Source organism: Streptomyces sp. NPDC096046, assembly GCF_040303285.1.
Classification (GTDB): Bacteria; Actinomycetota; Actinomycetes; order Streptomycetales; family Streptomycetaceae; genus Streptomyces.
Genome location: NZ_JBEOSZ010000001.1, coordinates 25,201 through 51,009, shown reverse-complemented (window position 1 = coordinate 51,009; position 25,809 = coordinate 25,201). Strand labels below are relative to the sequence as shown.

Here is a 25,809-nt window from a genome sequence, read left to right as displayed (position 1 = left end):
TGCCCCCCTTGGCCCCGGTCGATCATGTCCTGCTTGACCCAGTTCTGCAGCCCCTCGGCGCTGACCCCGATCGCCCGGGCCACCTCGGTGACGGTCCTGCCCGAGGACCGGACCAGCGCGGCCCGCGTCGTCCTTGAACTCCTCCGTATACCGCCTGTTGCGGTTGCTCTTGCTTCCCACCTGGCACTACTTCCTCTGAAACCTCACGTCCCAGTCTTCAGGTGTCCAACATCAAGGGGAAGCTTCACCCGCGTGTGCTGGACGGAGCATGGGTGCGGTTGAGGTGCCCTCATGGGCAGTGCTTTAAGACCCAATCTGCCTGCCGCGTGCCTCACCCCTACCGCACACATGTTTACGAATGGAACCTTTTTGCGATTCCAAGCAGAGGGGAACCCAGTCGGGTATATTGCCGCACATCAGCGCAGCGTGGCGCGCATAGAGGGGGGCAAATGCCTGTTGTGTCCGTGATCAACTATAAAGGTGGGGTAGGAAAAACCACCCTTACCGCGAATCTCGGTGCAGAGTTGGCGTTCCGGGGAAAGAACGTTTTGCTAATCGACCTGGATCCGCAGGCGAGCCTTACATTTTCTCTTGTTAAGCCAGATTACTGGAAGAACGACCTGGCCCCTAATAAAACGATCAAACGCTGGTACGATTCGCTTGCTTCAGGGGCGAGCCTGAAGCTGTCCAGTCTCATTTTCGAGCCGCCGACCATGAAGCGGCTCATGCCGCGAAACCGTGGGTCACTTCACCTTATCCCGTCGCATCTCGGGCTGATCAATGTAGATCTAGAGCTTGCAACCGAGCTCGGCGGAGGAACGCTAAAGCAGAACAAGCTTAAGTACTTGCGCGTGCATCGACGGCTCTCGGAGGGGCTTCTGGAGCAGGATTTTGAGCAGTATGACGTAATCCTCATTGACTGCCCTCCGAATTTCAACGTAGTAACCAAGACTGCCATTGTCGCAAGCCAGTATGTATTGATTCCCGCTAAGGCGGATTACCTGTCTACGATGGGGATTGACTTTCTCATTCATAGCCTTAACGAGCTAGTGGGGAGTTACAATGATTATGCCGACCTGGAAGATGGTGGGGTAGAAATTGAAAAGATCAAGCCCGAGATTCTCGGCGTTGTCTTCACTATGATTCAGATGTATGCGGATCGCCCCATTGCCGCACTGAGGCAATACATGGCGCAAACTTCCTCTCTGGGGGTTCCTGTGTTCACGAATCATGTGCGCGAAAATAAAACGCTATTCGCTGAGGCTCCACGCGAAGGCGTTCCAGTTGTGATGAAGCCTACCGCTGGTACTGGAAAAGTCATCGTGGGCGAACTCGAGGCTCTTGTCGCAGAGTTTGCGGCAAAATTGGGGATCTGATCTGAGATGAGTTCCCCAATGGAAATTCCGATTGAGGTCTTGAAGCAAGTCGCGACCCTACTCAGGCGTCTCACGCCTGAAGAAATTGAGAGCTTGATTAGCGGACAGGCCAAACTGGTCTGCGAGCCATCGGTCAAGCGTGGGCAGACAAAGAAGGCTCCAGCACTGGAAGTTCCAGATGTTGAGGAGATTAGGGCAACTCTCTCCGGTATGGATTCGAGGGAGATTGGATACTCGTACCTTGAGGAGTTGAGACTCAATCGAGAAAAGTTGCGTCATCTAGCTTCGGCCCTTGATCTGCCAATGCCCCGATCTGATACCGTAGAGAAAGTCAAAGATAGGATTATCGAAGCGACCATTGGGTATCGGCTTCGTTCTGAGGCTATCCGCGGCAATGGGCCCGAAGCTGGCGAGGGCGACATCATTCGGCAGTCTGAATGATGATCCGTTGTGGTGGGCTAGGCGCAGCAGATCGGGGATGAACGGGTCGGGCTCAGGAGCCTCCGAACTGGTGCCCCGGCCTGCATGCCGCTTTCTCTTCGTTGACTGTGGTTGTCGCCTCTACATGGCCAGAACCAGACGCGATGGCCGGCCATGAGGGATTATCCAGACTTGCTGCTGCGATCACCTGTGGCCAGCGCGCTCGGTAAGCGTGAAGAAATCGCAGCAAGAACAGCGATACGGTCCACCCTCGACTCTTCCTTTGACTCCCATGGAGTGGCGTATGCAGCCGTGCTCCTCAATCTGTCACAGCCGGTCGGCAGTCCTCTTACGCTTGGAAGTCATCCAGCGATAGTTACCGTCGCCGATAATTCCAGTCACTTCGGGCAGAATTAGTTGGTTCCCGAAAATGGCATACTCGACACCGGTGCGCTGTATCTGGGCAGTATGGAGGATACTAAATTCGACGCACCGGAACCCTTTGTAGAGCTCTCCTGTGATGCGTTTATCTGCATCGTAAGTCAATAGCCATCGCAATGGGGTTTTACGTAGAACGGCTGCTAGTTCCTTATGGTCGCTCTCGGTGAGGGAGTCCATGTAGAGTCGATCCCCTTGCACTAGGTAAGGGGGGTCAACGTACAGAAGAACGTCGTCGCTCTGTGGTTCTAGGTTCTTGATGAACGACCGGGCATCCATCTCGGACAGAGTTACCCGGGATGAATAATTGCCGAGATTCCGAATCCTCTGGACTAGGCTTTCTCGATTGAATCGGGCGTCGATCTTCCAATTGCCATTCTGATCAAGCCCGCCAATCGGGCGAGCTCGGAGAATGCCGGATCGATTGCATCGGTTTAGGAAGAAGGTGGCAAATCCCAGCTCGATGTCACTCTTTCCTGACGGGTCTTGATAGGTCTGTGAATGGCGATGCCAAGCAGCGACGCTAATCTCTTCAGTCTCGACTGCAGCGATGAATTGCTCTGTGTGGTTGAAAATGCAACGCCATAGGGCAGCAACGCCAGGGTCAAGGTCGTTAATGTAAATATGGTCAACTTCATTGTCGACAAGAAGACGCAGCGCGGCGCCCGCGCCCCCGGCAAATGCTTCCGCATACGCTTTGGGGCGCGGGCGTTGTCGCGCAATTAGATGGGCGATGTAAGGAGCCAGCCTTGCCTTTCCTCCGGGGTATCGGAGAGGGCTGATGTACCTCATCGCTTCTTCTTCTCTAGCAATTCGTCAGCCTTGCTCAAAAGGGGACCATATGCCATGCTCAATTTCCGCACCTCAGAAGTTAGTGGGTTGTTCTGCCAGGAATGCACGAAGGAGTGTAGGGTCTTCAAGACCAATGCGCCGTCCTCCTCCTGCGAAAACCTCCATGCGTTCGCAAGGAGAGGTTCGCCCTTGTTCGGATCCACCTGATGCAGAACGGCGCCGATTCTACCCTTGAGCTTGTCTTGGTTGCGCCGCCACCCCAGTTGCTCAGCGACCTCCGTGACCACGATGTCCACTACAGCCCGGACCATGATGGCCGCGACGTTAGGCATCTCGTCGATCTTGATCCGCTGGGCCTCCTCCAACACTTCGGTAGTCCGCAGGCTCGCGTGCCGAAGCTTTACGCCCTGGAAGAGCCTCTTCTCGAAGTCAGCCCGCTTTCTCCGCGTCGGCTTGCTGTCTGTGTCGCTGTTATCAGTGGGGCTGCCTGTGTCGTCGGCCCCCTCGTTGCTGGCAGACTTGGAGTATCTTTCGGGCTCCTCAAGCCGGTCGGCCAGCTTCGGCAGTTCATCCTCTACCTTTTGTAGGTAGTCTTCCCTCTGTCTCTTGGTCTTGATCTGGTCTACCGAGACCGGACCAGCCAGGTCGCGGAAGAGGCGACCAAGGATGGGCCGAAGTTTCGAGGTCGCAAAGCTGCTGAGTACGACGTCCCCGTCGAATGAAATTCCGAGCCGGTTCCGGACAGATGGGTCGGCGATCATCCTGCCGAGGTTGGTGATCCGCCCGTCGCGAACGGTCTGAGCGTTGGTGCGCAGGTCGAGATCGTCGGGAAACCATGCATTAGTTGCATCGATGAACAGCCGGGCCTTTTCCGTCGGTGTTGACCGGCCGCTGAACCGGCTGGCTTCACCGGGGCTCCACTTGACGACCCCAACCCCGCCGTTCTCTCCGGTGTGCTTAAGCTTGATCCAGTGTTCGGCCTGCATCCGACTCTCTGCTACGACGCACGTCAGCCGACGCGGCACCTCCCCGCTCCTTGCAATGGCAGCAAACTGCTTCCGGAGCTTTTCCGTAGGAGCAAGTTTCGGATCGTGGAGCAGCTTCAGGGCCGCCACTCTCCTGTTTCCTTCGAGTACCACATTATGGTCGCCGTCGACCAACACGATCGTCAGCTCCGTGGGGTTGACCCCATGTTGCGAGATGTCCCGTGCCAGCTTCAGAAGCTTCTCGGGGCCCTTTTCCAGGAGAGCGGCAATGGACTCCTCGAGGCTCGAGGTCCGATGCGCGTGCCGAGGGTTGGTTTCATCAAGCGTCAAAGACGCTACGTGCATGCTTGCTTGCTTCATGCCACTCATGGTCCTCGCCCGCCCCCTTGCAGCGCATCACATTTATGAAATCTGGATCATACCCACTTGTGAGGCCTTCCGACCAGAAAAGAGGTTTCTCGCCAATGGCTTGAATGTGACGCTCTCGGAGCGTCGTAGGGCGGCGGAACGGGTTTGGCCGGTGGCCTGCCCGGCCTGGGGTCGAGCATGGCCAGGGGGCCGTACGCTGGTTGGCAACTCGGGCAGGCTTTGGACCTGCCCGCAATGTGCACGAGTGGCCCCCTGGTCTTGCTCGACGCGGGACCCGGACCGGGGAGGTGGCTAAAGCCGTGGAGCCGACCGCCTCAGCCACGACGTACCCCTTCTCTGGCATTAGGCGGCTGATTGCTGTGTGCGCGGCACGGGCGTCGGCCGGGTTGGAGCGGGGCGGAGACTGGAGCGCAGGCCCGGCCGAGGGCCGGGCCGCGCGCGGGGAGCGGAGCGAGCCGCACTTGAACCCGTGAAGAAGGTTGTTACTCAGTAGTGGCTGTGATGCGCCACAAGGGAGCGTCGTACTGCTTCGGACGGCTGTTGATGAGCAGTTGGCGCAGGTCCTCGCGCAAGGAGCCGTTGAAGTTCAAGGCCTCGGTGATGCGGCGGAACGTCGTGTGGGTGACTCCGCGGCTGTAGGCCTCGGCTTCAAACTGGTCGAGCTGAGACAGTACGGCCTCAGGGTCGAGCTGGACCGGTGGCTGGTCCTTGAGCCACGCGGCCTTGTTGCGCTCGTAGTTGATTTCCGAGTAGCCGCAGATTTCGCGGCTGTGTGCTTCGACCTCGTCCAGGGTGGCGGTTGTCAGGATGGCGCGGGCCAACTGGTTGCGGGTGAGTGCCTCGTCCAGGTCGACTTCATGGACCGCCGGGCCATCGTCGGTGAGGGGGACCGGAAGGCCGGCGTCTCGCATTTCGCAGGTGCCGCGTACGCCTCGGGCTGTCGCCGCGAGCATCCCGGTTGCCTCGGAGGGGTGCCATTCCAGGACGGAGCTGATCGGCTCGACGTCCTTCGCCGTGAGGGTGTGGATGAGCGGGCCGAGCATGGTGCTCAGTTCGTCGAGAGAGAGTTCGCCGTCGAGACCGGGGCCCGTCACCAAGAGGCGGACGGGTGCATTCACCTGGCAGCACGAGGCGAGCGTGACGGCGTCGGCAAGGGGGCTCTTCAGCGTCGGCTCATCGCCACGGGCGAGGATGTCGCCGCCCACGTCCAGGAGGTCGATCGACTCTGGTGACAAGTGGTCCACCAGCTCCTCGAGTTGGCGGGTGACGCCCTCGACCCCGTGGCGCGCATCGATCAGCGCGAACGTGTGCCGGAGTTCTGCTGCGAGTCGGGGGAGTGTCGAACCCGCCGGAGCGATCGGGCGGGCCTCGGCCGGCACCGCCCAGACTGCTGGAGTGAGGGGGTGGAGGCCGGTGAAGTTGTCTGGTCCTCGGGGGCCCGGAACCGGGTCGATCAGGAGGCGGTCCCATGCGTACGTGAGGATCACCGTCTGGTCCTCGTCGCCGTAGAGGGCGGCGTGAATCATTGCGGCGGCGACAGCGTCGCCCCCTCCTCCTGCTGCGACGATCAACCGCGTCATGGGCTTCAGCCTACGGGGTTGGGGGTTGACCACTCACCCTATAGTGGCTAGAGGCCATAGCCACTTGTATCGAGAAGCAGGCCTCAGCTCGGTAGCGGGGTGCCCGCCTACTCGCCTGGGGCTCGCCTTGGGTGAGGAGGAGCGATGCCGCAGATCGAGGAGGCTCAGCCGAAGTATCTCCAGATCGCGCACTACATCCGTGATCAGATTCTTCGGGGTGACCTGCGACCGGGGGACGAGGTGCCGTCCGAACGGCAGTTGGCGGCGGACTGGAAGGTGTCCCGGCCCACGGCTGCACGGTCGTTGGAGGCTCTGAGTCATCAAGGGCTCGTCGAGAAGCGTCAAGGCTCGGGCACGTACGTGCGGAGTCTGGAGGTCAACCGGCGGGCGCGTGAGTTGTACGGCCGCGCTCGGCAGACCGGGAAGATCTACACGCCGGGTGAGTACGCCGTGATCACCTCTGCCGGTTGGCTGGAGGCGCCGGATCACGTGGCTGAGGCGCTGGGCCTGGTCAAGGACCGCCGGGCGGTACACCGGCGACGGGTGACCAACAACCAGGACGGGCCGATCACGCTGTCCACCTCGTGGTTCGCTCCGGATGTCGGCCAGCGTGCGCCGAAGCTTCTGGAGCCGGAGCGGATCCAAGAGGGAACGCTGCTGTACGTCGAGACCATGACCGGACGGCAGGGCAGTTACGCGGAAGATCGCATGTGCGCGCGTGAGGCGACGGAGGAAGAGTCCGAGGACCTGCAACTTGCGGTCGGGGCCGCTGTCCTGATCGTCCACCACGTCGTCTTCGACCTCCAAGACCGGCCGTTGGAGTTCGCTGAGGCCACCTACCCGCCGCATCGCTGGGCGTTCGAGCAGGGCTACCCCCTCACGTGAGGGGGCCAGTTGCGGCGAATCGCTTGCCTCCCGCAAGTGGCTAATGCCACTATCCGGGAAGTGGCTAAGGCCACTTCAATGGGAGGAGGTGCGGTGTGACGAGTCAGCGGCCGGATCAGGGCACGCAGTTACCTTGCCCGGGTTGCCGGGGGCGCGGCTGGAAGCGTGTCGGCTCGCGTACGACCCTGGCGCTTGCCACTGCCGCCGATCGCACCCGCGCCACATCGAAGCGGCGCTGCCTCGACTGCGACGGTAGCGGCAGGAAGTGAGCACCCATGGCCTACACGATCGACCGCTACCCCTCTGAGGAATCACCGCGTCTCGGTGCGATGACCTTGCACCCTGTCGCTGAGTCCGTACCGCGGGCTCGGCGCTGGTTTCGCAAGTTCATCGCCCCGTACAACCCGGCTTGCTCCGTCGACGACTGTGTGCTGATGATCTCGGAGCTGGTGACCAACGCCATCGCTTACGGCCGGTCAGACGACCCCTGGCTTGTCCGGGTCGAATGGTTCCGTGAGGGAGATTCGCTTCGGGTCGACGTACACAACCCTGGCTTTCCGGCGAACGTACAACTCAGGCACCCCGACGCCGACGACTCCCACGGGCGTGGACTGCTCTTGGTCGATTCGCTGGCCGAGTCGTGGCACGCCGCACCGAGTCCCTTCGGCGGAACCGTCGTCTCCTTCGTGATGGCCGATGCCTGGCCCGGAAAGTAAGAGTTCGCTCCGCTTCTACTCCGACAATCGAAGATTCGCTAGTCTGGTTGACCAGTTGACTTGGCTAATCCCGACAGGCGGCGTTCATGGCGTATGAAGTGGAGCCACCGAAGTACGTGCGCCTCGCACAGACGATCCAACGTCGCATCGAGGACGGCACGTACGCGCCTGGCACTCGGGTGCCCAGCGAGAACCAGTTGGTGCAGGCCTTCGGGATGTCCCGCCCCACCGTCGTGCGGGCGCTGGAACTGCTGAAGCGAGATGGCTGGCTGGAGTCCCGGCAGGGGTACGGCACGATCGTCCGGGACCGGCCCGAGGTGGTCGAGCAGAAGGACAGGCGGGGGCGAGAGGCCCTGGAGCGCGACGAGTCGCAGACCTCGGGACGCCTCGTGGAAGTCGCTGAAGTCGTTGTCCCTGCGCGGGTCGCCTCAGCGCTCGGCTTGCCGAAGAAGGCCAAGGTGCTCATGCGCCGCTTCCTCGTTGAGGAGGAAGGCGAAGCAGTTGAGTTGGTCTCGTCGTACTTCCCCGCCAGCCTGGTGGAGGATACCGAGCTGGCGAGCGCTGATGTCCTGGCCCGCAGTGTGCGTGAGCACCTGGAAGCGAGGAAGAAGGTCCGCTTCGACCATGTCACGGAACGGGTCTCAGCTCGACTCCCGGAGGCAGGCGAAGCCGGGCTCTTGGGCCTGCCGGACGGCGTGCCTGTGCTGAGCGTCTTGGTCATCGCGTGCGACGCGTCAGGACAGGCGTTGCAAGTCTCTGACGTGCTCCTTCCTGCTGACCGACAGGAACTCGAAGATACCTATCGGCTCAGCTGACGGGTTGAACCGGTAACTGAGACTCAGGTCCGAGGTTGTCGGCTGGCAAGTCGGTAGATCACGTACGTAAGCGCCAGGATGAAGTCGGCGGCTACCCAGAACGCGACGATCAGGCCCACCCCGATCGTGGTTCCGACGTCGCTCGCGTCCTCGCAGAGCTTCAGGTCCTCTCCCGTCAGACCGCGGCAACCTTCGGGCGTACCGCTGGCCGTCGAGGCGCCCAAAATGACCCAGATCAAGAACAAGATCTGCACGGCGAGAAAGACCCACAGGAAGACCCGGCGCCGCTTCCTCGGCGGCGGTGCCGTGCTGTCCTGGCGCGGGGGCTGACTTGGGGGTGATCCCTGAGGCGGCCCCGGCCATGTGCCTGGCGGCGGTGCCGCCCACTGTGGAGTGCGAGGGCCCCACGACTGCGGTTCCGGAGCGCGGTGCTTCTTGCTCATGTCGCGCCCTCCCTTACTGCTGACTCCATAGTGCGCTCGGGGCTCCAGGGCCGCTCGCCGGCCACCGCGAAGTCGCTTGACAAGTCAACCTGGCATCCGTAGCTTCGAACTTGCTAAGTCAACCTGTCAGGTTGGCGGGTTGATCGACTCAGGAGGAGAAATCTGTGCGTGTGATTCGTATTGACGCCTCGGCCGCCACGGTCCTGCTCACCGAAGCGCCGGCGCCGAAGGTGCGTGACCGGCAGACCGGTGAGATCGCCAAGGACGCCGTGAGCGGTGAGGCGCTGATGACGGTCGGCGTCGTCTACATCGACGAGGGTGAGTCGTCGCTGATCCAGGTCACCGTCCCCGAGAGCGGTGTGACGGACGGCCTGACCGTCGGCGCCCCGGTCTCGCTGCCGGGGCTCATCGCCCGGCCGTGGGAAAGCGTCTTCAACGGGCAGCAGCGGCACGGCATCGCCTACCGCGCGACCGCCGTTGCTCCTGGCGCCTTCCCGATGGAGCAGGCGGGCTGATCGTCGTGACCGACCTGGTGACGTGGGCCGAGCTGGGCGGGTCGCTCGCTGCGATAGGCGGCGCGGCCTACGCCCGGCATGCCCATCCGGCGGCGTACTGGTCCGTGGTCGGGCTGCCCGTCTCGATGGCCCGGCTGCTGGCCTCGTACACCTCCACCATGGACGCGTGCGGCCTGACGGTCGAACCGCCCCGGTGGCGGGCCCTCGCCGTGAAGGCCACGACTCGCCGTGAGGTCCGGCCGGTGCCTCCTCGCCGGGGCATGATCCGGCCCACCTCGACCGGTCTGCGGCTTCGGCTGCGGCTGGCTCCTGGCCAGGAACCGGCGGACGTGGCGGCCTCGGCCGAACGGCTCCGGCATGCCTGGGGTGTTCACGCCGTGTACGTGCGGGACGTCAGGCCCGGTGTCGTGGAACTGCGGCTCGTCGGCTTCGACGTCCTGCGGAAGGTGCGGATGCCGCGTCGGACCGACGCTGGTCCGCTTCGGGTGCCGGTGGCTCTGCGGGAGGACGCGACCGCCTTCGTGCGGGACTACCGGGCCGTGCCTCACGAACTCGTGCTCGGGGCCACGCTGTCCGGCAAGTCTATGTTCCTGCGGAACCTGCTGGCCGGGCTGGCCGCTCAGCCGGTGGTCTTGGTCGGGATCGACTGCAAGCGCGGGGTGGAGCTGACGCCGTTCGCTCCCCGGCTCTCCGCGCTGGCGACCGATCCGGAGCAGGCTGCCGAGTTGCTGCCCGTGCTCGTCAAGGAAATGGAGGACCGATACGACCTGATCAAAGCGCGGCAGGGCCTCGCGCCCGGCACTCCGGATGAGCTGATCACCTCGGACGTCTGGGGCCTGCCGGAGGACGAGCGCCCGGCTCCCATCGTGTTGTTCGTCGACGAAGTGGCGGAACTCTTCCTTGTCGCCACGAGGAAGGAGGAGGAGCGGCGGGACGAGATGGTCACTCAGCTCATCCGGCTCGCCCAGCTTGGCCGCGCGGCCGGCATCTATCTGGAGGTGTGCGGGCAGCGCTTCGGGGCCGAATTGGGCAAGGGAGCGACCATGCTCCGGGCGCAGCTCACTGGGCGGGTCTGCCATCGGGTGAACGACGAAGCGTCCGCGAAGATGGCGCTCGGTGACATCGCCCCTGAGGCTGTTCTGGCCTCTTGCGCCATCGCGGCCGAGTTGCCCGGCCTCGCCGTCGTCGGCGACACGTCCGGCGGCTGGTCCCGCATCCGCACCCCTCACCTGTCCCTCGCCGACGCTGCGGCCACCTGCCGCGAGACGGCACACCTGGCCCCGGACGTTCCGGCGCTCGCGCCGTTCCGGCCCTGCGCCCCTCCGGTGCCGGTGAAGGAGTCCGGCTTCCTGGCCACTCCTCGGCCGATCACCGAGTAACCGACTCGCTCTCACGGTTGGCGCGGCTGTCCCGCGCCAAGTCCCTACCCCACCCATGCCCGGAACTGGAAGGAGTGGCCGTGCGTGCCCTGCCCGTCCGTGTGGACGCCGTGCTCGTTCAAGCGGTCATCGCCGCCGCGCTGTCCTTCGCTCACCTGCATGACCTGGCGCTCGCCGCCGGACAGGACGGCTGGAAGGCCTGGGCCTATCCGGTCTCCGTCGACCTGCTGTTGGTCGCGGCCTGGCGGCGCCTGCGCTCCGGTGAGTCGAAGACGGCCGGGTGGTGCTGGTTCCTCGTCGCGCTGACAGCGTCCCTCGGCGCCAACGTCGCCACCGCCGGTCTGCTCGACCTGGAGGACGTACCGGCCTGGCTCCGCATCCTCGTCGCCGGCTGGCCCGCGGTCGCCTTCCTCGGCGGCACGCTGCTCGCCCACGGAGCAGCGCATCCCAACGCGGACCCGGCGGCGGCACCGGAACCAACTTCGACGGCACAGGCGCTGGAACCGACCGCCGCAGACATCGAGCCGCCCACGGCTACGCCCGAACTGCCAGCCACCACAGCGGAGTCGGCTTCGCCGCCTCCGTCCCCGGTACCGCCCGCGCTCGTCACTCTCGCCCGCAAGGTCGCCGACGAACACCGCGCACGGACCGGGACCGACATCGATACCTCGACCCTTCGCGCCCGGCTCGGTGTGCCCATGCCGCTCGCCGAAGCCATCGCCACCCAACTCACCTGACCCGGAGGACTGTCCCCCTTGCGCCCGTCCACGCTCCGCGCGCTCAAGCGTGCCGCCGAGCTGACCCGACAGAACCGCCTCACCGAAGCCGTGCTGATCGCCGAACCGGTGATCCTCGCCGCCGACAGCTACGAGGGCGACGAGATCTTGCGCTGGCTGGCCGACCACGTCACCGACTTCACCGGCGAGACCGACAAGGAGATGCCCTGATGTCCGCCAACCGCCGGTTCCGCCGCGTCGTCCGCATCGGCCCCGTCCAGATCGGCACCTACAACGACGGCCGGGGCCGCGAAAAGCACACCGCCGCCTGCACGGCTCCGCGCTGCGGCTTCTCCACCGACTACGACAGCCGCGCCGCCGCCGAGCTGGCCGCGCGCACCCACCGCTGCCGCGTCCGCTGAGGAGCTCCCGTGACCGTCTCGCTGCCGCTCGTCTTCGTCCTGGGCGTCATCGCCTGGGCCGCGATCAAGTTCCTCGGCATCCGCCTCTGGGTCGCCGTCGTGATCGCGCTGTTCGGCTTCTGGCTCTCGCACACCGTCCTCGCCCCGGCCATCGAGTCCGGCACCCGCACCGGGGTCGATGTCGTCAACGGCACCCACGAATGACACCCCGACCGACAAGGAGTCCCGCGATGTTCCGCCCCAAGCTGCCCGACACCCCGCACGTCCCGAGCATCACCACCCACATCCCGCAGGATCACGCCCCGGCTCCCTCCGCCGGCCGCTCGGTCGCCCCGTTCGTCGGGGTCGGCGCCGGTGCGGTCGCCGCCGTGGTCGTCATCGGCGTCGTCCTCACCGCGCTCCTAGCGGCGGTCGCCCTCTCGGCCGTGTCCGTGGCCATCGCCGCCGTGGTCCTGCGCTCCCTCATCACCGGCGCCAACAGGCGCTGACCGGCCGCCGGGGCGGCAAACGCCGCCAAGCATCCCGCCGCCCCGGGGCCGTCCCTCCCAACCGCCGAAACAGCCGAAAGGAAGACCCATCATCACCCGGCAGACTCCGCCCCCGCTGGCGGAACTCTCCATGCTGGCCTCCCTCGGCACCATGCCCGAGCTGGCCCGTCAACTCTCCGGCCTGGGCGGCTGCACGAACCCCGTGCGCCTCGACGGCCACCGCACCGAGTACGCGGTCGACTCGACGACCGGAGAGATCGGGCGCGTCCTCCACCACCTCGACTCGTCCTCCCTGCCCGCCGGAAGTCTCCTCGTCCGCTGCAACAACCGCCGTGCCACCCGCTGCGCGGCCTGCGCGGAGGTCTACCGCCGAGACACCTTCCACCTGATCACCGCCGGACTCCGCGGCGGCAAGGGCACCGCCGAACAGGTCGGCACGCACCCGCGCGTCTTCGCCACCCTCACCGCACCGAGCTTCGGCCCGGTCCACAACCGCCCCTCCAACGGGCGGCCCTGCCGCTGCGGTGCCCAGCACGACGACACAGACCCGGACCTCGGTACTCCCCTCGACCCGGACGCATACGACTACGAAGCGGCCGTGCTCTGGAACGCCCACGCCGGAGCCCTCTGGCGGCGCTTCTCGATCTACCTGCGCCGCGAGATCGCCAAGCGCGCCGGACTCACCCAACGCGCGTTTAGGCATCACGCACGCGTGTCCTTCGCCAAGGTCGCCGAGTACCAGAAGCGGGGCGCCGTCCACTTCCACGCGGTCATCCGCCTCGACGGCCCGGAGGGCGGCGACACGGCCCCTCCCGCCTGGGCCTCCGCCGAGCTGCTGACCGACGCCATCCATGCCGCCGCCACCGCCACCCGCGTCAACGGACCGCACATCGACGGCCGCGCCCACACCTTCACCTTCGGCCGCCAACTCGACGTACGCACCATCCGCTCCGCCGACTTCGACGGCGGCCAAGAGCTGACCGAACGGGCCGTCGCCGCGTACATCGCCAAGTACGCCACCAAAGGCGCCGAGACAGCGACCGGCACCCTGGACCGCCCGCTCCGCTTCCTCGCCGAACTGGCACAGGCCCGGATCACCGACCACGCCCGCCGCATGATCCGGACGGCCTGGACCCTCGGCGCACGCAAAGACCTCGAACACCTGCGCCTGCGCGCCTGGGCCCACATGCTCGGCTTCCGCGGCCACTTCTCCACCAAGTCCCGCCGCTACTCCACCACTCTCGGCGCCCTCCGCAACGCCCGCGCCGAATGGCGCCGCGCACAAGCCGCCGCGGCCGCTCACCAGAACGGCGAAACCACGCTCGTCCTCGCCCACTGGGTCTTCGCAGGAACCGGCCTCAGCACCGGTGAAGCCTGGCTTGCCGCATCCCTCGAACCCGCCCCCGGAACGGAAGGAGAGCCCACCACATGAACGACCGCTACCTGTCCGTCGACCAGGTCGCCAAGCTGCTCGGCACGACTCCCCGCTTCCCTCGGCGACTCATCGAGGAACGGCGCATCCGGTACGTGAAGGTCGGCAGGCATGTGCGTATCCCGGAGAGCGCCATCGAGGAGTTCGTTCGGTCCAGGACCGTCGAGCCGATCAAGCCTCGCCGCGCCGTACTTCGGAGGGCTGCCTGATGGCGAACAAGAGGGGGAGGCGTCGCCGCTTCGGTGCGGTGCGGCAGTACAGGTCCGGACGCTGGACCGCGTCGTACCTCGGGCCCAACGGGGAGCGCATTCGTGCGGATGAAACCTTCGACACCAAGAAGGACGCCGAGATCTGGCTGTCTCAGGTAGAGGCAGACCTCAGCCGCGGAGACTGGCGCGCTCCTGACGCCGGAGCCGTCAACTTCCGTGTGTACGCCGAGAAGTGGGTCGAAGAGCGGGAGCTGTCCGTCCGTACCGACGACCTGTACAAGCATCTCCTGCGCCTGTATCTCCTCCCGACCTTCGGCACGCTCGACCTGGACGAGATCACGGCTCCCCGCGTCCGCGAGTGGCGAGCCGAACGACTCCGCACCACCGGAGCCAAGACAGCCGTCGCCAAGGCGTACCGCCTCCTCAAAGCCATCCTGGAGACGGCCGTTGACGACGACCTGATCAGCCGCAATCCGTGCCGGATCAAGGGCGCGGGCAAGGAGTCAGCTGCCGAACGTCGTATCGCCACCGTCGCCCAGGTCGACGCTCTCGCCGATGCGATCGGCATCCGCTGGCGCCTCATGGTCTACCTGGGCGCGTACGGTCCGATGCGGCCGGAGGAACTGGCCGGCCTTCGTCGCCGAGACGTCGACCTGGACAACCTCGTCATCCGCGTCCGCGTGGCTGAGCCCGAGCGGACGAACGGCAGACGCGCCCCCGGCGAGACCAAGTCCGACGCGGGCGTACGTACGGTCGTCCTCCCGGCCTTCCTCCACAAGGAGGTGAAGCGACACCTTGCTTGGTACGCCGAGAAGGGGCCGGATGGTCTGGTCTTCGTAGGGGAGAAGGGCGCGCCGTTCCGGCGTACCTCCTTTGGTCGGAAGTGGCGCCGGGCTCGCGCGGTCATCGGTCTTCCGGACGGCTTCCGTTTCTACGACCTCCGCCACACCGGACACACCCTGTCGACCCGCTCCGGCGCCACCCTCAAGGACACGATGGTCCGTGCCGGGCAGTCCTCCGAGAAGGCCGCGCTGATCTACCAGCACTCCGACGAGGAGCGGCAGCGGGAGGTGGCCGCCGGGCTCGACGACCTGGTGCGCGCCGAGCGTGCGAAGTGCCACACGGACGACCCCGCGCACCACAGCGAGGAGGCTGCCGAGAGCTAATGGTGCGGTTATGGTGCGCGACCGGCTCACCGGTCTAGACAACAAAGAACCCCCGGGTCTCTGACCTGGGGGTTTCGCATGGAGCGGGTGACGAGAATCGAACTCGCGCTCTCAGCTTGGGAAGCTGATGTTCTACCATTAAACTACACCCGCGTAAGACGCCGACGGAGTCGGTGTCCGGACGTTCGCCACTTTACCTCATGCCAGGCCCCCGGTGTTCGCGCCGCGGGCCTGAGGGTTTTTCAGGGGTGGGATGCCGCTGCGGGGGAACGGAGTTGGGGCGTACGGTGGAGGGCCTGAGAGGGTCCGGGCGGGGCCGGAGTGCCGCCTGGAGGGGCGTTCCTTTGATCCCGTACTGTGGCTTTTGTCGTCAGGCAAGCAGCAGCCGGACGCGGCTCTTGGGGAAGGGACTCTTGGACTTGATGGAGCGCACCGTCGTCCGTTGTGCCGATGGGCACGTGTTCAGCACCGCTTCGTTCCCGATGCAGCAGGCCGAGCGGCTCGGCCCCGGGCGGCTGCTTCGGTGTCCGCGATGTGCGCGGCTCCGGAGCGTGGTGCCCGTCAGCTATCAGAAGCGGTAGCGGCAACGGACAAAGCGAGAGGCAACAGGCATAAGGCGCGCGGAGACATCCGGTTGTGGTCGCTCCGCGCGCCTTGCGTATCCTCGGGGCGTGCTTCTCTCAGACAAGGACATCCGGGCCGAGATCGACGCCGGACGCGTACGCATCGATCCGTATGACGAATCGATGGTGCAGCCGTCGAGCATCGACGTGCGCCTCGACCGCTACTTCCGGGTGTTCGAGAATCACCGGTACCCCCACATCGACCCGGCCGTCGAGCAGTCCGACCTGACCCGGCTGGTGGAGCCGGAGGGGGACGAGCCGTTCATCCTGCACCCCGGCGAGTTCGTCCTGGCGAGCACCTACGAGGTCATCACGCTGCCCGACGATCTCGCCTCCCGGCTGGAGGGGAAGAGTTCGCTGGGGCGGCTGGGGCTGGTCACGCACTCGACCGCCGGTTTCATCGATCCCGGGTTCAGCGGACACGTGACCCTGGAACTGTCCAACCTCGCCACGCTGCCGATCAAGCTGTGGCCGGGGATGAAGATCGGGCAGCTGTGCATGTTCAAGCTGAGCTCGCCCGCCGACTTCCCGTACGGGAGCGAGCGGTACGGGTCCCGGTACCAGGGGCAGCGCGGGCCGACCGCCTCGCGGTCCTTCCTCAACTTCCATCGGACCCGGGTGTGAGCGGCACGAACATGAGTGACATACGGGAGAACCTGACCTACGAGAGGTTCGGCGTCGCCGTGCGCGAGCTCGCGCAGGCCGTCGCCGACGACGGGTACGAGCCCGACGTGGTCCTCAGCATCGCCCGCGGCGGCGTCTTCGTGGCCGGCGGGCTCGCCTACGCCCTCGACTGCAAGAACATCCACCTGGTGAACGTCGAGTTCTACACCGGGGTGGGGACGACGCTCGAGATGCCGGTCATGCTCGCGCCCGTGCCGAACGTGATCGACTTCTCGCAGAAGAAGGTGCTGATCACCGACGACGTCGCCGACACCGGCAAGACGCTCAAGCTGGTGCGCGACTTCTGCCTCGACACCGTCGCCGAGGTGCGCAGCGCCGTCGTCTACGAGAAGTCGCAGTCGCTGGTGCAGTGCGAGTACGTGTGGAAGCGGACCGACGACTGGATCAACTTCCCGTGGAGTGTGGACGGGCCCGTGGTGCGGCGGGCCGGCCAGGTGCTCGACGCCTGACCGGCGTGAGCAGAAGAGGGGCTCCCCGGTGGGGAGCCCCTCTCTCGTGCGTGCGGGACCTCAGACCGTGCCCAGCTTCACGATCGACAGCAGGGCGATCAGCTGGATCGCCGACGCGCCGAGCGCCTTCGGCCAGGGCAGGTCGTGGGAGCGGCCGACCATGAGGGTCAGCAGCACACCCCCGGCGACCCAGGTGGCCCAGCCCAGCAGCTGGACGAACATCGCGTCGCCGCCCGCGAACATGGCGAAGACCAGGCGGGGCGCGTCCGAGAGGGACATGATCAGCATCGACAGGCCCACCGTGGGCTGCCAGGCGCCGTCGCCACCGAGCTGGCGGGCCAGGGTGTGGGTGACCACGCCCAGGACGAAGGCGCTCAGCACCATCGCGACGGCCGTCGTCAGGACGATCGGCACCGCGTTCGACAGTGTGGCGTTTATGGCGTCGGCGCGGGCGCCGTCGAAGCCGAAGACGGCGAGCAGGCCGTAGAGGAACGTGACGATCAGGGCCGGGCCCCACATCGAGTAGTCCCGCATCTGGAGGAACGTCTGGTTGGGGGCGAGGACGATCCCCCGGAGCAGGGCCTTCCAGTGCAGGCGCGGGCCGATGGGGCCGGGCGGCGGGGCGGCCGAGCCGGCCCGGTAGGTGTCGCCCTGGGTGTAGGGGTCCTCGCCGACCGAGAAGGCCTGGGTGTGGCCCGGGTTGTTCGCAGCGTACGGGTCGGGCGGGCCCTGCGGGCCGGGCGGGTACGCGCCGTCGCCGAAGTACTCCGGCTCGCCCTGGCCGCCGTAGCCCCCGCCGTGCCCGGCGTTCGGCTGCGGCCAGGCGGGGCCGCCGCCGTTGCCGTAGGGCTGCGGCGCCTGCGGGTACGGCTGCGGCGCCTGCGGGTAGCCGTACGACGGCCCCTGCGGCGTCTGCTGCCCGTTCGGAGGGTTGTGCGGTCGCGTCTGAGGAGCGCCGTTGTTCCGGCCGCGTCCGATCCTGAATCCAGCCACGTCTTCGAACGTACCTGGTCCCCGGCGGTGGCGTGCCGGGCCCGGGCTTCCGGGCCCGGCTTTGCGGCCGAGCTGTGACATCCCTTAAGGGGGAGGGCCCTTGAGCGTCCGTGGGCCCTCAGGGTTCGGCCGTACGGGTATCGCCCCGACCGTCGCGGCGGGGTCAGCTCAGCATGTCCTGGCCCAGCCTCAGGTAGCCGGTGGTCGACATGCCGAGGGAGCCCGGGCCGAAGCTGATGGCGTTCGTGGTGGTCACGCCGGAGGCCGAGCCGCGCAGGCTGTGGACCGAGCCGGAGGGGTGGTTCTCGCCGTCCGCGCCGACGGACAGGTCCGCCTTGCCGTCGCCGGTGAGGTCGGACAGGCGTACGGACGCGCCGAAGCGGTCGGCGGACTCGGCGGTGCCGGGGACGCCGGCCGTGTTCTGGGTGAGCGACTGGGCGCCGGTGGCGGTCAGGCCGGCGGCCGAGCCGCGCAGGACCGTGACCATGCCGGCGATCTTCGTGGTGCCGATGTTCTCGTGGAGGGCGCCGACGGCCAGGTCGCCGTAGCCGTCGCCGTTGACGTCGGCGATGGAGAGGGCGTTGCCGAACCAGTCGCCTTCCTCGTCGGCGCCGGGGACTCCGGGGGTGTCCTGGTCGATCGTGGTCTGGGGCTGGGTGCGGACGCCGTTCGCGCTGCCGAGGTAGGCGCTGACGGAGCCGCCGAGGCTCTTGCCGTCGCCGCCGTACGCCGCCGAGACGACGTCGTCGTAGCCGTCGCCGTTCAGGTCGCCGACGGTCGCCAGCTCCCAGCCGCCGCTCCTGAGGAACGTCTGGTACGTGAAGCCGGAGGCGGAGCCGAGGTAGATCATGTTGCCGTCGTCGTACGTCGACGCCTCGCTACCCGTGACGACCAGGTCGTCGGTGCCGTCGCCGTCGAGGTCGCCGGCGGAGAGGTCCTGGGCGCCGTAGACGCTGTTGCCGGCCTGGAGGCCGGTGGCGAGATCGTGGCGGGCCGCGGGGCCGGAGGTCTTGGTGAAGCTCTCGTGGATCCAGATGTCGCTGCCGGTGCCGCCGACGGCGAGGTCGGGGCGGCGGTCCCCGTCGAAGTCGCCGACGGTGACGGACATGCCGTACTCGTCGTGGGCCGACACGGCCGGGTCGGGGACGCCCTTGCCCCCGGACAGGCCACTCTTGCCGCCCCAGACGACCGTGACGGAGCCGCCGTCGACGTCGGATCCGACGTCCTCGCCGACGCTGCCGATCACGAGGTCGGCGTACCCGTCGGCGTTGAGGTCGCCGGAGGTGAGGGACGTGCCGAAGCGGTCGCCCTGCTCGGCGGTGCCGGGGATGCCGGCGGTGTCCTGGGTGAGGATCGTGCGGCGGGTGGCGCTGATGCCGTTCGCGGAGCCGTAGGTGACGACGACGGCGCCCGCGTCGGTCTTGCCGCCGACGGGGGTGTAGGGCGCGGCGGTGGCGAGGTCGCGGTAGCCGTCGCCGTTGAAGTCGTCGGCGTACTTGGCGGGGGCGGCGGAGGCCGGGGCCGCCAGGACGAGCGGGGTGAGACCTGCGGTCAGCAGGGCGGCGGTGAGGGCGGCCGCTGTCTTCCTGCGCATGAGGTGTTCCTCCTGGTGGGTGGTGGGGCCGGGGTCCGCGGGATCAGCCCGCCAGGACGTCTCCGAAGGCGGCGTCGGCCGCCGGGCCGCCGACCGTCGCGGCGCCGAAGGACTTGGCCCCGGTGGCCGTGACGCCGGACGAGGTGGACTTCAGCAGCCAGACCGCACCGTCGCCGGTGTTCTCGCCGGAGGCGCTCGCCACCAGCTCCGCGCGGCCGTCACCGCTCGCGTCGGTGAGCCGCACGGCGTAGCCGAAGGAGTCGTACGCCTCGGCGGTGCCCGGGACGCCCGCGGTGTTCTGCGAGAAGGACTTGGCGCCGCTGCCGGTCAGACCGGACGCCGAGCCGCGCAGGACCGTGACCGTGCCGGCCTGCTTCAGCGAGCCGAGTGCCTCGTACGGGGTTCCGACCGCGATGTCGGTGTAGCCGTCGCCGTTGGTGTCGCCGGCCGACAGGCTCCAGCCGAAGCGGTCGTTCCGCTCGGCGGCACCGGGCACGCCGGCGGTGTCCTGGGTGATGCGCACGGGGGTGCGGGTGCTCAGGCCGCCGGCCGCGCCGTAGGTCACCGTGACCGCGCCCCCGGGGCCGCCGTTCGGCTCTTCCGCGGACTTCTCCATGAAGTTGCCGGTCACGATGTCGCCGTAGCCGTCCTTGTTCACGTCCGCGATGACGGCGTCGTACCCCCCGGCGGCCTTGCCGCCCGGCGTCAGGCCGGTGGCGGAGCCCTTGTACAGCACGCTGCGGGTGCGGTAGCCGTCGCCGGCCGCCTCCTGGCCCATGACCAGCAGGTCCGACCGGCCGTCGCCGGTGACGTCGCCCGCGACGACCCGGTCGGTGTTGATGCCGGTCTGGGCGGAGGTGTCGACGCCGGTGAGCTCGGCGGCCTTGCCGGTGCGGGTGATCGGGCCCTCGAAGACGTTGAGTTCGGGGTAGGCGATGTTGGCGGCGGCCAGGTCGGTGTCGCCGTCGCCGTCGAAGTCGCCGGTGGCGACGGACCAGCCCAGCTCGTTGCGGTTCTCGGGGAGGGGGGCGGACAGGTCCGTCGCGGTCTTCAGGCCGCTCGCGCCGCCCCAGACGACGGTGAGGACGCCCGAGTCGTCGGTGGAGCCGATCCGCTCGGCGTGCACGCCCACGATCAGGTCGGTGTAGCCGTCGTCGTCCAGGTCGCCGGTGGTCAGGCGGTCGCCGAAGTAGTCCTGCGACTCCGGGACGCCCGGGATGCCGTCGGTGGCCTGGCTGATGATCTGGCGCTTGGAGCTGTCGAGGCCGTTCGCGGTGCCGTAGACGACGGCGACGTAGCCCGCTGCGGTCCTGCCGGCGATCTTGCCGAGCGGCGCGGCGATCGCGAGGTCGCGGTGGCCGTCGCCGTTGAAGTCGCCGGGCAGGCCGGAGGGCGCGGCGGCGGCCTGCGTGGCGGGCAGGGCGGTCAGCAGGCCGGTGGTGAGGGCCGTGGCCAGGAGGAGGGTGCGTGTGCGCATCTTCGATTCCCCGTTGTCGGTGATCAGGAGTTGAGTGCGGTGCCGTAGCCGGGCGCGCCGGCTGTCGAAACGTTCGTCGTGCCCGGCCCGAAGCTCGTCGAGCCGGTGGCCGTCGGGCCGGTCGCCGTGGAGCGCAGGGACCAGACCGCGCCGTCGCCGGCGTTCTCGCCGGGCGCGGAGACGGACAAGTCGGCGCGGCGGTCGCCGGTGTGGTCGGTGAGGGTGACGCGCTCGCCGAACCGGTCGCCCTTCTCGGAGGTGCCGGGCACACCGGCGGTGTTCTGGGTGTACGACGTCGCGCCCCTGGTCTTCAGGCCGGACGCCGAGCCGTACAGCACGGTGACCGCCCCGGCGGAGCCGTTCTCGCCCGCGGTGCCGATCGCCAGGTCGGCGTACCCGTCGCCGTTGGCGTCGCCGAGCGAGACGCCGCTGCCGAAGCGGTCGCCCTTCTCGGAGGCGCCGGGCACACCGGCGGTGTCCTGGGTGAGGACGAGCGGGGCCCGGTCCGGGTCCGGGCCCTCGGGGCCGCCGTAGACGACGGTGACCTTGCCGCCGAGCGCGCCCGCCGGGTCGGCGGAGGCCTCCCGGTCGTTTCCTACGACGATGTCGTCGTGGCCGTCACCGTCGATGTCGCCCACGGCGGAGACGAACCCGGCGGGCAGCTTCTGCAGCCAGTCGACGTAGTTGGCGATCCGCACGTCGGCGAGGGAGGTGGTCGCGGCGCGGTTGTGCGCGGCGCGGCCGTGCAGGACCACACGGGGGCGGCCGTCGCCGGTGACATCGCCGGAGGAGAGATGGGTGACGCCGTTCGAGGACGACCACCAGTCGTTGCCAGAGCCCGAACCGCCGTTGGACCCACTGGTCCTGGTGATCGGGCCGTTCACGAGGGAGAGGGTGATCGGGCCGGTGGAGCCGACCGCGACGTCGACGTCCCCGTCACCGTCGAAGTCGCCGGCGGCCAGCGCCCGGCCGTACCGGTCGTAGTCGGTGCTGAAGAAGCTGAACAGCGAACGGGCCCCGGACAGACCGGACGCCGAGCCCCAGACGAGGGTGACCGTGCCGTCGTTGGTGTCGCTGCCGTCCTCGCCGGGCGTGCCGATCAGCAGGTCGGCGTAGCCGTCGGTGTTCAGGTCGGCGGAGGCGAGCGCGGAGCCGAAGGCGTCGTCGGCCTCGGCGGCGCCCGGCACGCCGGCGGTGTTCTGCGTCAGGAGCGTGCGCGTGGAGCTCTTCGGACCGCTCGTGCCGCCGTAGACGACGGTCACGGCACCCGCCCTCGCCTGCCCCGACACCGTGGCGCCCGGCGCGCCGACGGCGAGGTCGGTGCGACCGTCGCCGTTGAAGTCGTAGGGGGCGGCGGCCGTCGCGGCGTGCGCGGCGGGGACGGACAGGGTGAGGGTGAGCGGGGACAGGGCCGCGGCGAGGACGGCGGTGGTGAGGCGGATGCGCCGGGGCGTACCCGCCTCACGGGGGAGGCGTCGGATCGTCACTGGGCCACCGCCGCACCGAGGTTGACGCCGCCCTTGAGGGAGACGGCGTTCGCGGTGATGCCTTGTGCGCCGCTCGTGGTCAGGCCGGAGGCGGAGCCGCGCAGGGTCCACAGGCCGCCGGTGGAGTTCTCGCCGTAGACGCCGACGACCAGGTCCGCCTTACCGTCCTTGGTCACGTCGCTCAGGCCGACCGAGGAACCGAAACGGTCCGAGGTCTCGGCGGAACCGGGCACCCCGGCGGTGTTCTGGGTGTACGACTTCACGCCCGTGGTCTTCAGGCCGGAGGCGGAGCCGAACAGCACGGTCACCGAGCCCGCGTCCCTCGCCGAGCCGATGTCCTCGCCCGGGGCGGAGACCACGACGTCGGCGTACCCGTCGCCGTTGATGTCGCCGGTGCTCACCGCGCCGCCGAAACCGTCCTCGGCCTCGCCCGCGCCGGGCACGCCCGCGGTGTCCTGGTGGACGACGGTCGGCCGCTGCGCCGGGTCGGGGCCGTTCGGGCCGCCGTACCAGACGGTGATCTGACCACCCTTGTGACCGCCGGGCTTGAGGGCGTACGGGTCCGTGTAGTCGCCGAGGACGAGGTCGCCGTAGCCGTCGCGGTTGATGTCGCCGATGGAACCGGGGTAGCCGTCCGCGGCCGGCAGATCGGCCATCTTGTACGTCGTGCCGGTCCACCGGAAGTAGTTGATCTGGCCGCCGGTGTCGCCGTCCACGTTGAACGGGTACACGCGCTCGGCCGCGCCGTCGCCGGTGAGGTCGCCCGCGAACACCTCGAACGTGGTGCCGACCTCGCCGACGCGGAGGTTGTTCAGCGGACCGCCGGTGCGGGTGAAGGGGCCGTGGTAGACGCGGGTGTGGCTCTGCCCGGTGAGCGTGACGTCGGTGTCGCCGTCCCCGTCGAAGTCGCCCGTCGCGATACCCCGGGAGAAGTTGCCGTACTCGGAGAGCGTCGATGGCTGCGGCAGGCCCTTGCCGCCGGTCAGACCCGACTTGCCGCCCCACAGGACGGTGCCGAAGCCGACGCCGTCCCGGTCGCCGATGCTCTCGTTGCTGGCGCCCACGACGAGGTCGGAGTAGCCGTCCCGGTCCAGATCGCCGCCGGCCAGGGCGGAGCCGAACAGGTCGCCGGACTCGGCGGTGCCGGGCACGCCCGCGGAGTTCTGGGTGATGACGGCCCTGCGGGCGGCCGACACACCGGACGCCGAGCCGTACAGCACGACGACGGCACCGGCGCAGGAGGCGGAACCGACGTCGGCGCACGCGGCGCCGGCCGCGACGTCCCGGTATCCGTCACCGTTGAAGTCACCGGCGAGGCCGGAGGGGGCGGCGGTGGCGGGGGTGGTGGTGAGCAGGCCGGTGGTGAGCGTGGCGGCCAGCAGGAGGGTGCGCTTGCGCAAGGTGGGGCTCCGAGTGGGAAGGGGCCGGACCTGGGAGGCCCGGCCCCGCAGCGGGTTGCGGGGTGGTGGGGGCGGTGCGGGTGGCTCCGCCGGGCGCGGGCGGCTGGGGCGGGCCTTGGGGGCTGGGTGGTGCGGGTGGCTTGGGGTCGGGCGCGGTGGTCCGGTGGGTGCGGGTGGCTCCACCGGGCGTCGGTCGCTCAGCCGGAGCTCGGTGCCTCGGCCGGAGTCCGGTGGCGCGGTGGGTGGCGGGTGCCTCGGTCGGAGTCTGGTGGCGCGGTGGGTGGCGGGTGCCTCGGTCGGAGTCTGGTGGCGCGGTGGGTGGCGGGTGCCTCGGTCGGAGTCCGGTGGCGCGGTGGGTGCCGGGTGCCTCGGTCGGAGTCCGGCGGCGCGGTGGGTGCCGGGTGCCTCGGTCGGAGTCCGGCGGTTCCGACGGTGCCAAGGGCTCAGTCGGTGCCGGGGGCTCGGCCGGCGAAGTCGGCGCCGAGGTGCGGGTAACCCGTCGTCGAGATGCCCGTGACGCCCGGGATCCCCCTGACGTCCGAGACGCCGGGGGAGACGGTGCGCGAGACGGTGATGCCCTGGGCCGAAGCCCACAGGACCGGGACGGCACCGCCGTCCTTGTCGCTGCCGACGTCCTCGAGCGGGGAGGAGACGGCGAGGTCGTCGCAGCCGTCGCCGTCGAAGTCGGCGTAGGCGCCGTCGGTGCCGGACACGTCACCGGTCTCGGCCGTGCCCGGGTTGCCGGTGGTGTTCCGGCCGATCGCGGACCGCTTCGCGGAGGACACTGCGGTCTTCGCGCCGGACAGGGTGAGGAGCTGCTGACCGGCGTCCTTCTCGCCGCTCACGTACGCGCCGGAGGCGGAGAGCGTCGCGTCGTCGATGCCGTCGCCGTTGATGTCGGCCAGCGGGGAGTGCGTGCCGTCCGCGGCCGTCGCAGGGCCGGCCGTGGACGAGAGCAGCGTGCCGGTCAGCGCGGTCGTCGCGGCGGTCGCCGGGGCGAGCCGCAGGCGGGGGCGCCGGGACGGGCGGGCGGACAAGTGCCGGCGCCCTGAGGGACGCTCGTGCTGCTGCATGCGGGGTCTCCTGCTGCACGCGGGGGGATGTCTGGCGGACATCCACAGTCGATGAAGGGCCGAACTGCCCGTGTTCGCCGGGAGTTGTCCGGGCGTTCACGGGTGTTCGGCGATCAAGAGACCCTTGGAGGAACGAAAGGGTTGTACATGAGTTCGGTGAGTTCCGGGGTGTGCGGGGGCGCGGTGCTCTGCGTCCTCGGCGAGCCGTCGGCCGTTCCCGCGGCACGCCGGAGTCGGCTGACCGCGCAGGCAGTCCCGCGCGAGGCCTCCGCGGCTGCGGAGTCGCGCGGAGTCGGCATCAGTTCACGGTCACGTAGATCTTGCGCACCGTTTCGATGGTCTTCCAGACACCGACGTAGCCGGGCTTCATGACGAAGCTGTCGCCTGCCTTGTAGATCACCGGCTCGCCACCTTCCGGCGTGAGTTCGACGATGCCGGAGAGGATGTGGCAGAACTCGAAGGTGTCGCCCTTGACGGAGCGGGTCTCGCCGGGCGTCGCTTCCCAGATGCCCGTTTTGATCGTCTCACCGCAGGCGACGTCCTGGGGCCAGGTCTTGTAGGACGGGTTGCCCGCGATCAAGCGTTCCGGGAGTGGCCCGGACTCGGTCGGAGCGAAAGAGGGGTCGGTGTCGATGGTCTTCAGAAGCGACATGGTCTTGCCTTTCCTGGGTGCTTGAGCAGCCGAGTGCGCCCGGCATGTCAGGCCAGGGCCCGGTCTCGGTCCGGTCCGGTCCGGTCCACCACGGTCCCGGGCCGCTCCGGTCCCGCTCCGGTCCCGGGCCGTTCCGGTCCCGCTCCGGTCCCGGGCCGTTCCGGTCCCGCTCCGGTCCCGGGCCGTTCCGGTCCCGCTCCGGTCCCGGGCCGTTCCGGTCCCGCTCCGGT

The 25,809-nt window shown here is 68.0% G+C and carries 28 protein-coding genes, 1 tRNA gene and 1 pseudogene; 17 read left to right on the top strand and 13 right to left on the bottom strand.

Translation table 11 applies throughout. The features are described from left to right. Positions 1–35 precede the first annotated feature (35 nt). Positions 36–149: pseudogene (locus ABTX62_RS00260) on the bottom strand (transposase); the annotation flags it as partial. A 300-nt stretch (positions 150–449) separates the two neighbouring features. On the opposite strand from ABTX62_RS00260, the gene ABTX62_RS00255 reads away from it, so the two are divergent. Together ABTX62_RS00255 and ABTX62_RS00250 are read left to right on the top strand one after the other, a co-directional pair. Then, a complete protein-coding gene (locus ABTX62_RS00255; protein WP_352114083.1) occupies positions 450–1,376 on the top strand; it encodes a ParA family protein in 927 nt (308 codons plus the stop codon). 18 nt (positions 1,377–1,394) lie between these two features. Continuing rightward, a complete protein-coding gene (locus ABTX62_RS00250; protein WP_352114082.1) occupies positions 1,395–1,817 on the top strand; it encodes a hypothetical protein in 423 nt (140 codons plus the stop codon). Between the two features lie 306 nt (positions 1,818–2,123). Here ABTX62_RS00250 and ABTX62_RS00245 read toward each other — a convergent pair whose 3' ends face one another. From ABTX62_RS00245 to ABTX62_RS00235, 3 genes are all read right to left on the bottom strand, one after another. Next, positions 2,124–3,026, bottom strand: coding sequence for a DNA adenine methylase (locus tag ABTX62_RS00245; protein ID WP_352114081.1), 903 nt, complete (start codon positions 3,024–3,026; stop codon positions 2,124–2,126). After that, positions 3,023–4,372, bottom strand: a complete 1,350-nt coding sequence (locus tag ABTX62_RS00240) for a ParB N-terminal domain-containing protein (protein WP_352114080.1) — start codon at positions 4,370–4,372, stop codon at positions 3,023–3,025. The genes ABTX62_RS00245 and ABTX62_RS00240 overlap by 4 nt, the downstream gene beginning before the upstream one ends. Positions 4,373–4,863: 491 nt before the next feature. After that, on the bottom strand, positions 4,864–5,961 hold the full coding sequence (locus tag ABTX62_RS00235) for a DUF1152 domain-containing protein (RefSeq protein WP_352114079.1): 1,098 nt from the start codon (positions 5,959–5,961) through the stop codon (positions 4,864–4,866). 144 nt (positions 5,962–6,105) lie between these two features. Here ABTX62_RS00235 and ABTX62_RS00230 point away from each other — a divergent pair, with 144 nt between their 5' ends. The 3 genes from ABTX62_RS00230 (at position 6,106) to ABTX62_RS00220 (ending at position 8,377) form a co-directional block, all read left to right on the top strand. Then, entirely contained in the window at positions 6,106–6,846 is a 741-nt protein-coding gene (locus ABTX62_RS00230; RefSeq protein WP_352114078.1) for a GntR family transcriptional regulator, read from the top strand. A gap of 275 nt (positions 6,847–7,121) precedes the next feature. Further along, positions 7,122–7,562: an ATP-binding protein gene (locus tag ABTX62_RS00225; RefSeq protein WP_352114077.1), complete on the top strand. Its 441-nt coding sequence runs from the start codon at positions 7,122–7,124 to the stop codon at positions 7,560–7,562. 86 nt (positions 7,563–7,648) lie between these two features. Further along, positions 7,649–8,377 (top strand): GntR family transcriptional regulator, encoded by a 729-nt coding sequence (locus ABTX62_RS00220; RefSeq protein WP_352114076.1) that lies wholly within the window; start codon positions 7,649–7,651, stop codon positions 8,375–8,377. 23 nt (positions 8,378–8,400) lie between these two features. Here the strand turns inward: ABTX62_RS00220 and ABTX62_RS00215 are convergent, their stop codons facing one another. Further along, positions 8,401–8,616: a hypothetical protein gene (locus ABTX62_RS00215; protein ID WP_352114075.1), complete on the bottom strand. Its 216-nt coding sequence runs from the start codon at positions 8,614–8,616 to the stop codon at positions 8,401–8,403. Positions 8,617–8,984: 368 nt separating this feature from the next. Here ABTX62_RS00215 and ABTX62_RS00210 point away from each other — a divergent pair, with 368 nt between their 5' ends. The 10 genes from ABTX62_RS00210 (at position 8,985) to ABTX62_RS00165 (ending at position 15,147) form a co-directional block, all read left to right on the top strand. After that, positions 8,985–9,335, top strand: a complete 351-nt coding sequence (locus tag ABTX62_RS00210) for an SCO3933 family regulatory protein (protein WP_352114074.1) — start codon at positions 8,985–8,987, stop codon at positions 9,333–9,335. Between the two features lie 5 nt (positions 9,336–9,340). Further along, positions 9,341–10,714, top strand: a complete 1,374-nt coding sequence (locus ABTX62_RS00205) for an FtsK/SpoIIIE domain-containing protein (RefSeq protein WP_352114073.1) — start codon at positions 9,341–9,343, stop codon at positions 10,712–10,714. A gap of 80 nt (positions 10,715–10,794) precedes the next feature. Further along, the gene (locus tag ABTX62_RS00200; protein WP_352114072.1) at positions 10,795–11,451 is read left to right on the top strand and encodes a DUF2637 domain-containing protein; all 657 of its coding nucleotides are present in this window, start codon (positions 10,795–10,797) and stop codon (positions 11,449–11,451) included. 18 nt (positions 11,452–11,469) lie between these two features. Then, complete coding sequence (locus ABTX62_RS00195; protein ID WP_104783024.1) at positions 11,470–11,661, top strand: RING finger protein; 192 nt, start codon at positions 11,470–11,472, stop codon at positions 11,659–11,661. Next, a complete protein-coding gene (locus ABTX62_RS00190; RefSeq protein ID WP_352114071.1) occupies positions 11,661–11,852 on the top strand; it encodes a mobile element transfer protein in 192 nt (63 codons plus the stop codon). The genes ABTX62_RS00195 and ABTX62_RS00190 overlap by 1 nt, the downstream gene beginning before the upstream one ends. Positions 11,853–11,861: 9 nt before the next feature. Beyond that, the gene (locus tag ABTX62_RS00185; protein WP_352114070.1) at positions 11,862–12,056 is read left to right on the top strand and encodes a hypothetical protein; all 195 of its coding nucleotides are present in this window, start codon (positions 11,862–11,864) and stop codon (positions 12,054–12,056) included. 26 nt (positions 12,057–12,082) lie between these two features. Further along, positions 12,083–12,340: a SpdD protein gene (locus tag ABTX62_RS00180; RefSeq protein ID WP_352114069.1), complete on the top strand. Its 258-nt coding sequence runs from the start codon at positions 12,083–12,085 to the stop codon at positions 12,338–12,340. Between the two features lie 130 nt (positions 12,341–12,470). Then, complete coding sequence (locus ABTX62_RS00175; RefSeq protein WP_352114068.1) at positions 12,471–13,772, top strand: replication initiator; 1,302 nt, start codon at positions 12,471–12,473, stop codon at positions 13,770–13,772. Further along, positions 13,769–13,981, top strand: a complete 213-nt coding sequence (locus tag ABTX62_RS00170) for an excisionase family DNA-binding protein (RefSeq protein WP_352114067.1) — start codon at positions 13,769–13,771, stop codon at positions 13,979–13,981. Before ABTX62_RS00175 ends, ABTX62_RS00170 begins: the two co-directional genes overlap by 4 nt. Beyond that, the gene (locus ABTX62_RS00165) at positions 13,981–15,147 is read left to right on the top strand and encodes a tyrosine-type recombinase/integrase (protein WP_352114066.1); all 1,167 of its coding nucleotides are present in this window, start codon (positions 13,981–13,983) and stop codon (positions 15,145–15,147) included. Before ABTX62_RS00170 ends, ABTX62_RS00165 begins: the two co-directional genes overlap by 1 nt. A gap of 79 nt (positions 15,148–15,226) precedes the next feature. Here ABTX62_RS00165 and ABTX62_RS00160 read toward each other — a convergent pair. Continuing rightward, positions 15,227–15,300, bottom strand: a tRNA-Gly gene (locus ABTX62_RS00160). A 518-nt stretch (positions 15,301–15,818) separates the two neighbouring features. Between ABTX62_RS00160 and dcd the strand changes: the two genes are divergently transcribed. Both dcd and ABTX62_RS00150 read left to right on the top strand, forming a co-directional pair. Then, positions 15,819–16,394: a dCTP deaminase gene (gene dcd / locus ABTX62_RS00155; protein WP_352114065.1), complete on the top strand. Its 576-nt coding sequence runs from the start codon at positions 15,819–15,821 to the stop codon at positions 16,392–16,394. An 11-nt stretch (positions 16,395–16,405) separates the two neighbouring features. Continuing rightward, positions 16,406–16,903 (top strand): phosphoribosyltransferase, encoded by a 498-nt coding sequence (locus tag ABTX62_RS00150; protein ID WP_352114064.1) that lies wholly within the window; start codon positions 16,406–16,408, stop codon positions 16,901–16,903. Between the two features lie 60 nt (positions 16,904–16,963). Here the strand turns inward: ABTX62_RS00150 and ABTX62_RS00145 are convergent, their stop codons facing one another. From ABTX62_RS00145 to ABTX62_RS00115, 7 genes are all read right to left on the bottom strand, one after another. After that, on the bottom strand, positions 16,964–17,977 hold the full coding sequence (locus ABTX62_RS00145) for a Yip1 family protein (RefSeq protein ID WP_352114063.1): 1,014 nt from the start codon (positions 17,975–17,977) through the stop codon (positions 16,964–16,966). 82 nt (positions 17,978–18,059) lie between these two features. Next, positions 18,060–19,490: a VCBS repeat-containing protein gene (locus ABTX62_RS00140; protein ID WP_352114062.1), complete on the bottom strand. Its 1,431-nt coding sequence runs from the start codon at positions 19,488–19,490 to the stop codon at positions 18,060–18,062. Between the two features lie 43 nt (positions 19,491–19,533). Continuing rightward, the gene (locus ABTX62_RS00135; protein WP_352114061.1) at positions 19,534–20,967 is read right to left on the bottom strand and encodes an FG-GAP-like repeat-containing protein; all 1,434 of its coding nucleotides are present in this window, start codon (positions 20,965–20,967) and stop codon (positions 19,534–19,536) included. A gap of 23 nt (positions 20,968–20,990) precedes the next feature. After that, the gene (locus ABTX62_RS00130; protein WP_352114060.1) at positions 20,991–22,454 is read right to left on the bottom strand and encodes a hypothetical protein; all 1,464 of its coding nucleotides are present in this window, start codon (positions 22,452–22,454) and stop codon (positions 20,991–20,993) included. Then, the gene (locus ABTX62_RS00125) at positions 22,451–23,854 is read right to left on the bottom strand and encodes an FG-GAP repeat protein (protein WP_352114059.1); all 1,404 of its coding nucleotides are present in this window, start codon (positions 23,852–23,854) and stop codon (positions 22,451–22,453) included. The genes ABTX62_RS00130 and ABTX62_RS00125 overlap by 4 nt, the downstream gene beginning before the upstream one ends. Before the next feature lie 443 nt (positions 23,855–24,297). Then, entirely contained in the window at positions 24,298–24,927 is a 630-nt protein-coding gene (locus ABTX62_RS00120) for an FG-GAP repeat protein (protein ID WP_352114058.1), read from the bottom strand. A gap of 298 nt (positions 24,928–25,225) precedes the next feature. Continuing rightward, the gene (locus tag ABTX62_RS00115; protein WP_352114057.1) at positions 25,226–25,579 is read right to left on the bottom strand and encodes a cupin domain-containing protein; all 354 of its coding nucleotides are present in this window, start codon (positions 25,577–25,579) and stop codon (positions 25,226–25,228) included. Positions 25,580–25,809: the final 230 nt, after the last annotated feature.

Excerpts from the sequence above, each read along its gene's own strand:
- ABTX62_RS00255 (WP_352114083.1), top strand. The coding sequence starts at position 450 with ATGCCTGTTGTGTCCGTGATCAACTATAAAGGTGGGGTAGGAAAAACC.
- ABTX62_RS00250 (WP_352114082.1), top strand. The coding sequence starts at position 1,395 with ATGGAAATTCCGATTGAGGTCTTGAAGCAAGTCGCGACCCTACTCAGG.
- ABTX62_RS00245 (WP_352114081.1), bottom strand. The coding sequence starts at position 3,026 with ATGAGGTACATCAGCCCTCTCCGATACCCCGGAGGAAAGGCAAGGCTG.
- ABTX62_RS00240 (WP_352114080.1), bottom strand. The coding sequence starts at position 4,372 with ATGAAGCAAGCAAGCATGCACGTAGCGTCTTTGACGCTTGATGAAACC.
- ABTX62_RS00235 (WP_352114079.1), bottom strand. The coding sequence starts at position 5,961 with ATGACGCGGTTGATCGTCGCAGCAGGAGGAGGGGGCGACGCTGTCGCC.
- ABTX62_RS00230 (WP_352114078.1), top strand. The coding sequence starts at position 6,106 with ATGCCGCAGATCGAGGAGGCTCAGCCGAAGTATCTCCAGATCGCGCAC.
- ABTX62_RS00225 (WP_352114077.1), top strand. The coding sequence starts at position 7,122 with ATGGCCTACACGATCGACCGCTACCCCTCTGAGGAATCACCGCGTCTC.
- ABTX62_RS00220 (WP_352114076.1), top strand. The coding sequence starts at position 7,649 with ATGGCGTATGAAGTGGAGCCACCGAAGTACGTGCGCCTCGCACAGACG.
- ABTX62_RS00190 (WP_352114071.1), top strand. The coding sequence starts at position 11,661 with ATGTCCGCCAACCGCCGGTTCCGCCGCGTCGTCCGCATCGGCCCCGTC.
- ABTX62_RS00180 (WP_352114069.1), top strand. The coding sequence starts at position 12,083 with ATGTTCCGCCCCAAGCTGCCCGACACCCCGCACGTCCCGAGCATCACC.
- ABTX62_RS00175 (WP_352114068.1), top strand. The coding sequence starts at position 12,471 with ATGCTGGCCTCCCTCGGCACCATGCCCGAGCTGGCCCGTCAACTCTCC.
- ABTX62_RS00170 (WP_352114067.1), top strand. The coding sequence starts at position 13,769 with ATGAACGACCGCTACCTGTCCGTCGACCAGGTCGCCAAGCTGCTCGGC.
- ABTX62_RS00165 (WP_352114066.1), top strand. The coding sequence starts at position 13,981 with ATGGCGAACAAGAGGGGGAGGCGTCGCCGCTTCGGTGCGGTGCGGCAG.
- ABTX62_RS00150 (WP_352114064.1), top strand. The coding sequence starts at position 16,406 with ATGAGTGACATACGGGAGAACCTGACCTACGAGAGGTTCGGCGTCGCC.
- ABTX62_RS00145 (WP_352114063.1), bottom strand. The coding sequence starts at position 17,977 with ATGTCACAGCTCGGCCGCAAAGCCGGGCCCGGAAGCCCGGGCCCGGCA.
- ABTX62_RS00140 (WP_352114062.1), bottom strand. The coding sequence starts at position 19,490 with ATGCGCAGGAAGACAGCGGCCGCCCTCACCGCCGCCCTGCTGACCGCA.
- ABTX62_RS00135 (WP_352114061.1), bottom strand. The coding sequence starts at position 20,967 with ATGCGCACACGCACCCTCCTCCTGGCCACGGCCCTCACCACCGGCCTG.
- ABTX62_RS00120 (WP_352114058.1), bottom strand. The coding sequence starts at position 24,927 with ATGCAGCAGCACGAGCGTCCCTCAGGGCGCCGGCACTTGTCCGCCCGC.
- ABTX62_RS00115 (WP_352114057.1), bottom strand. The coding sequence starts at position 25,579 with ATGTCGCTTCTGAAGACCATCGACACCGACCCCTCTTTCGCTCCGACC.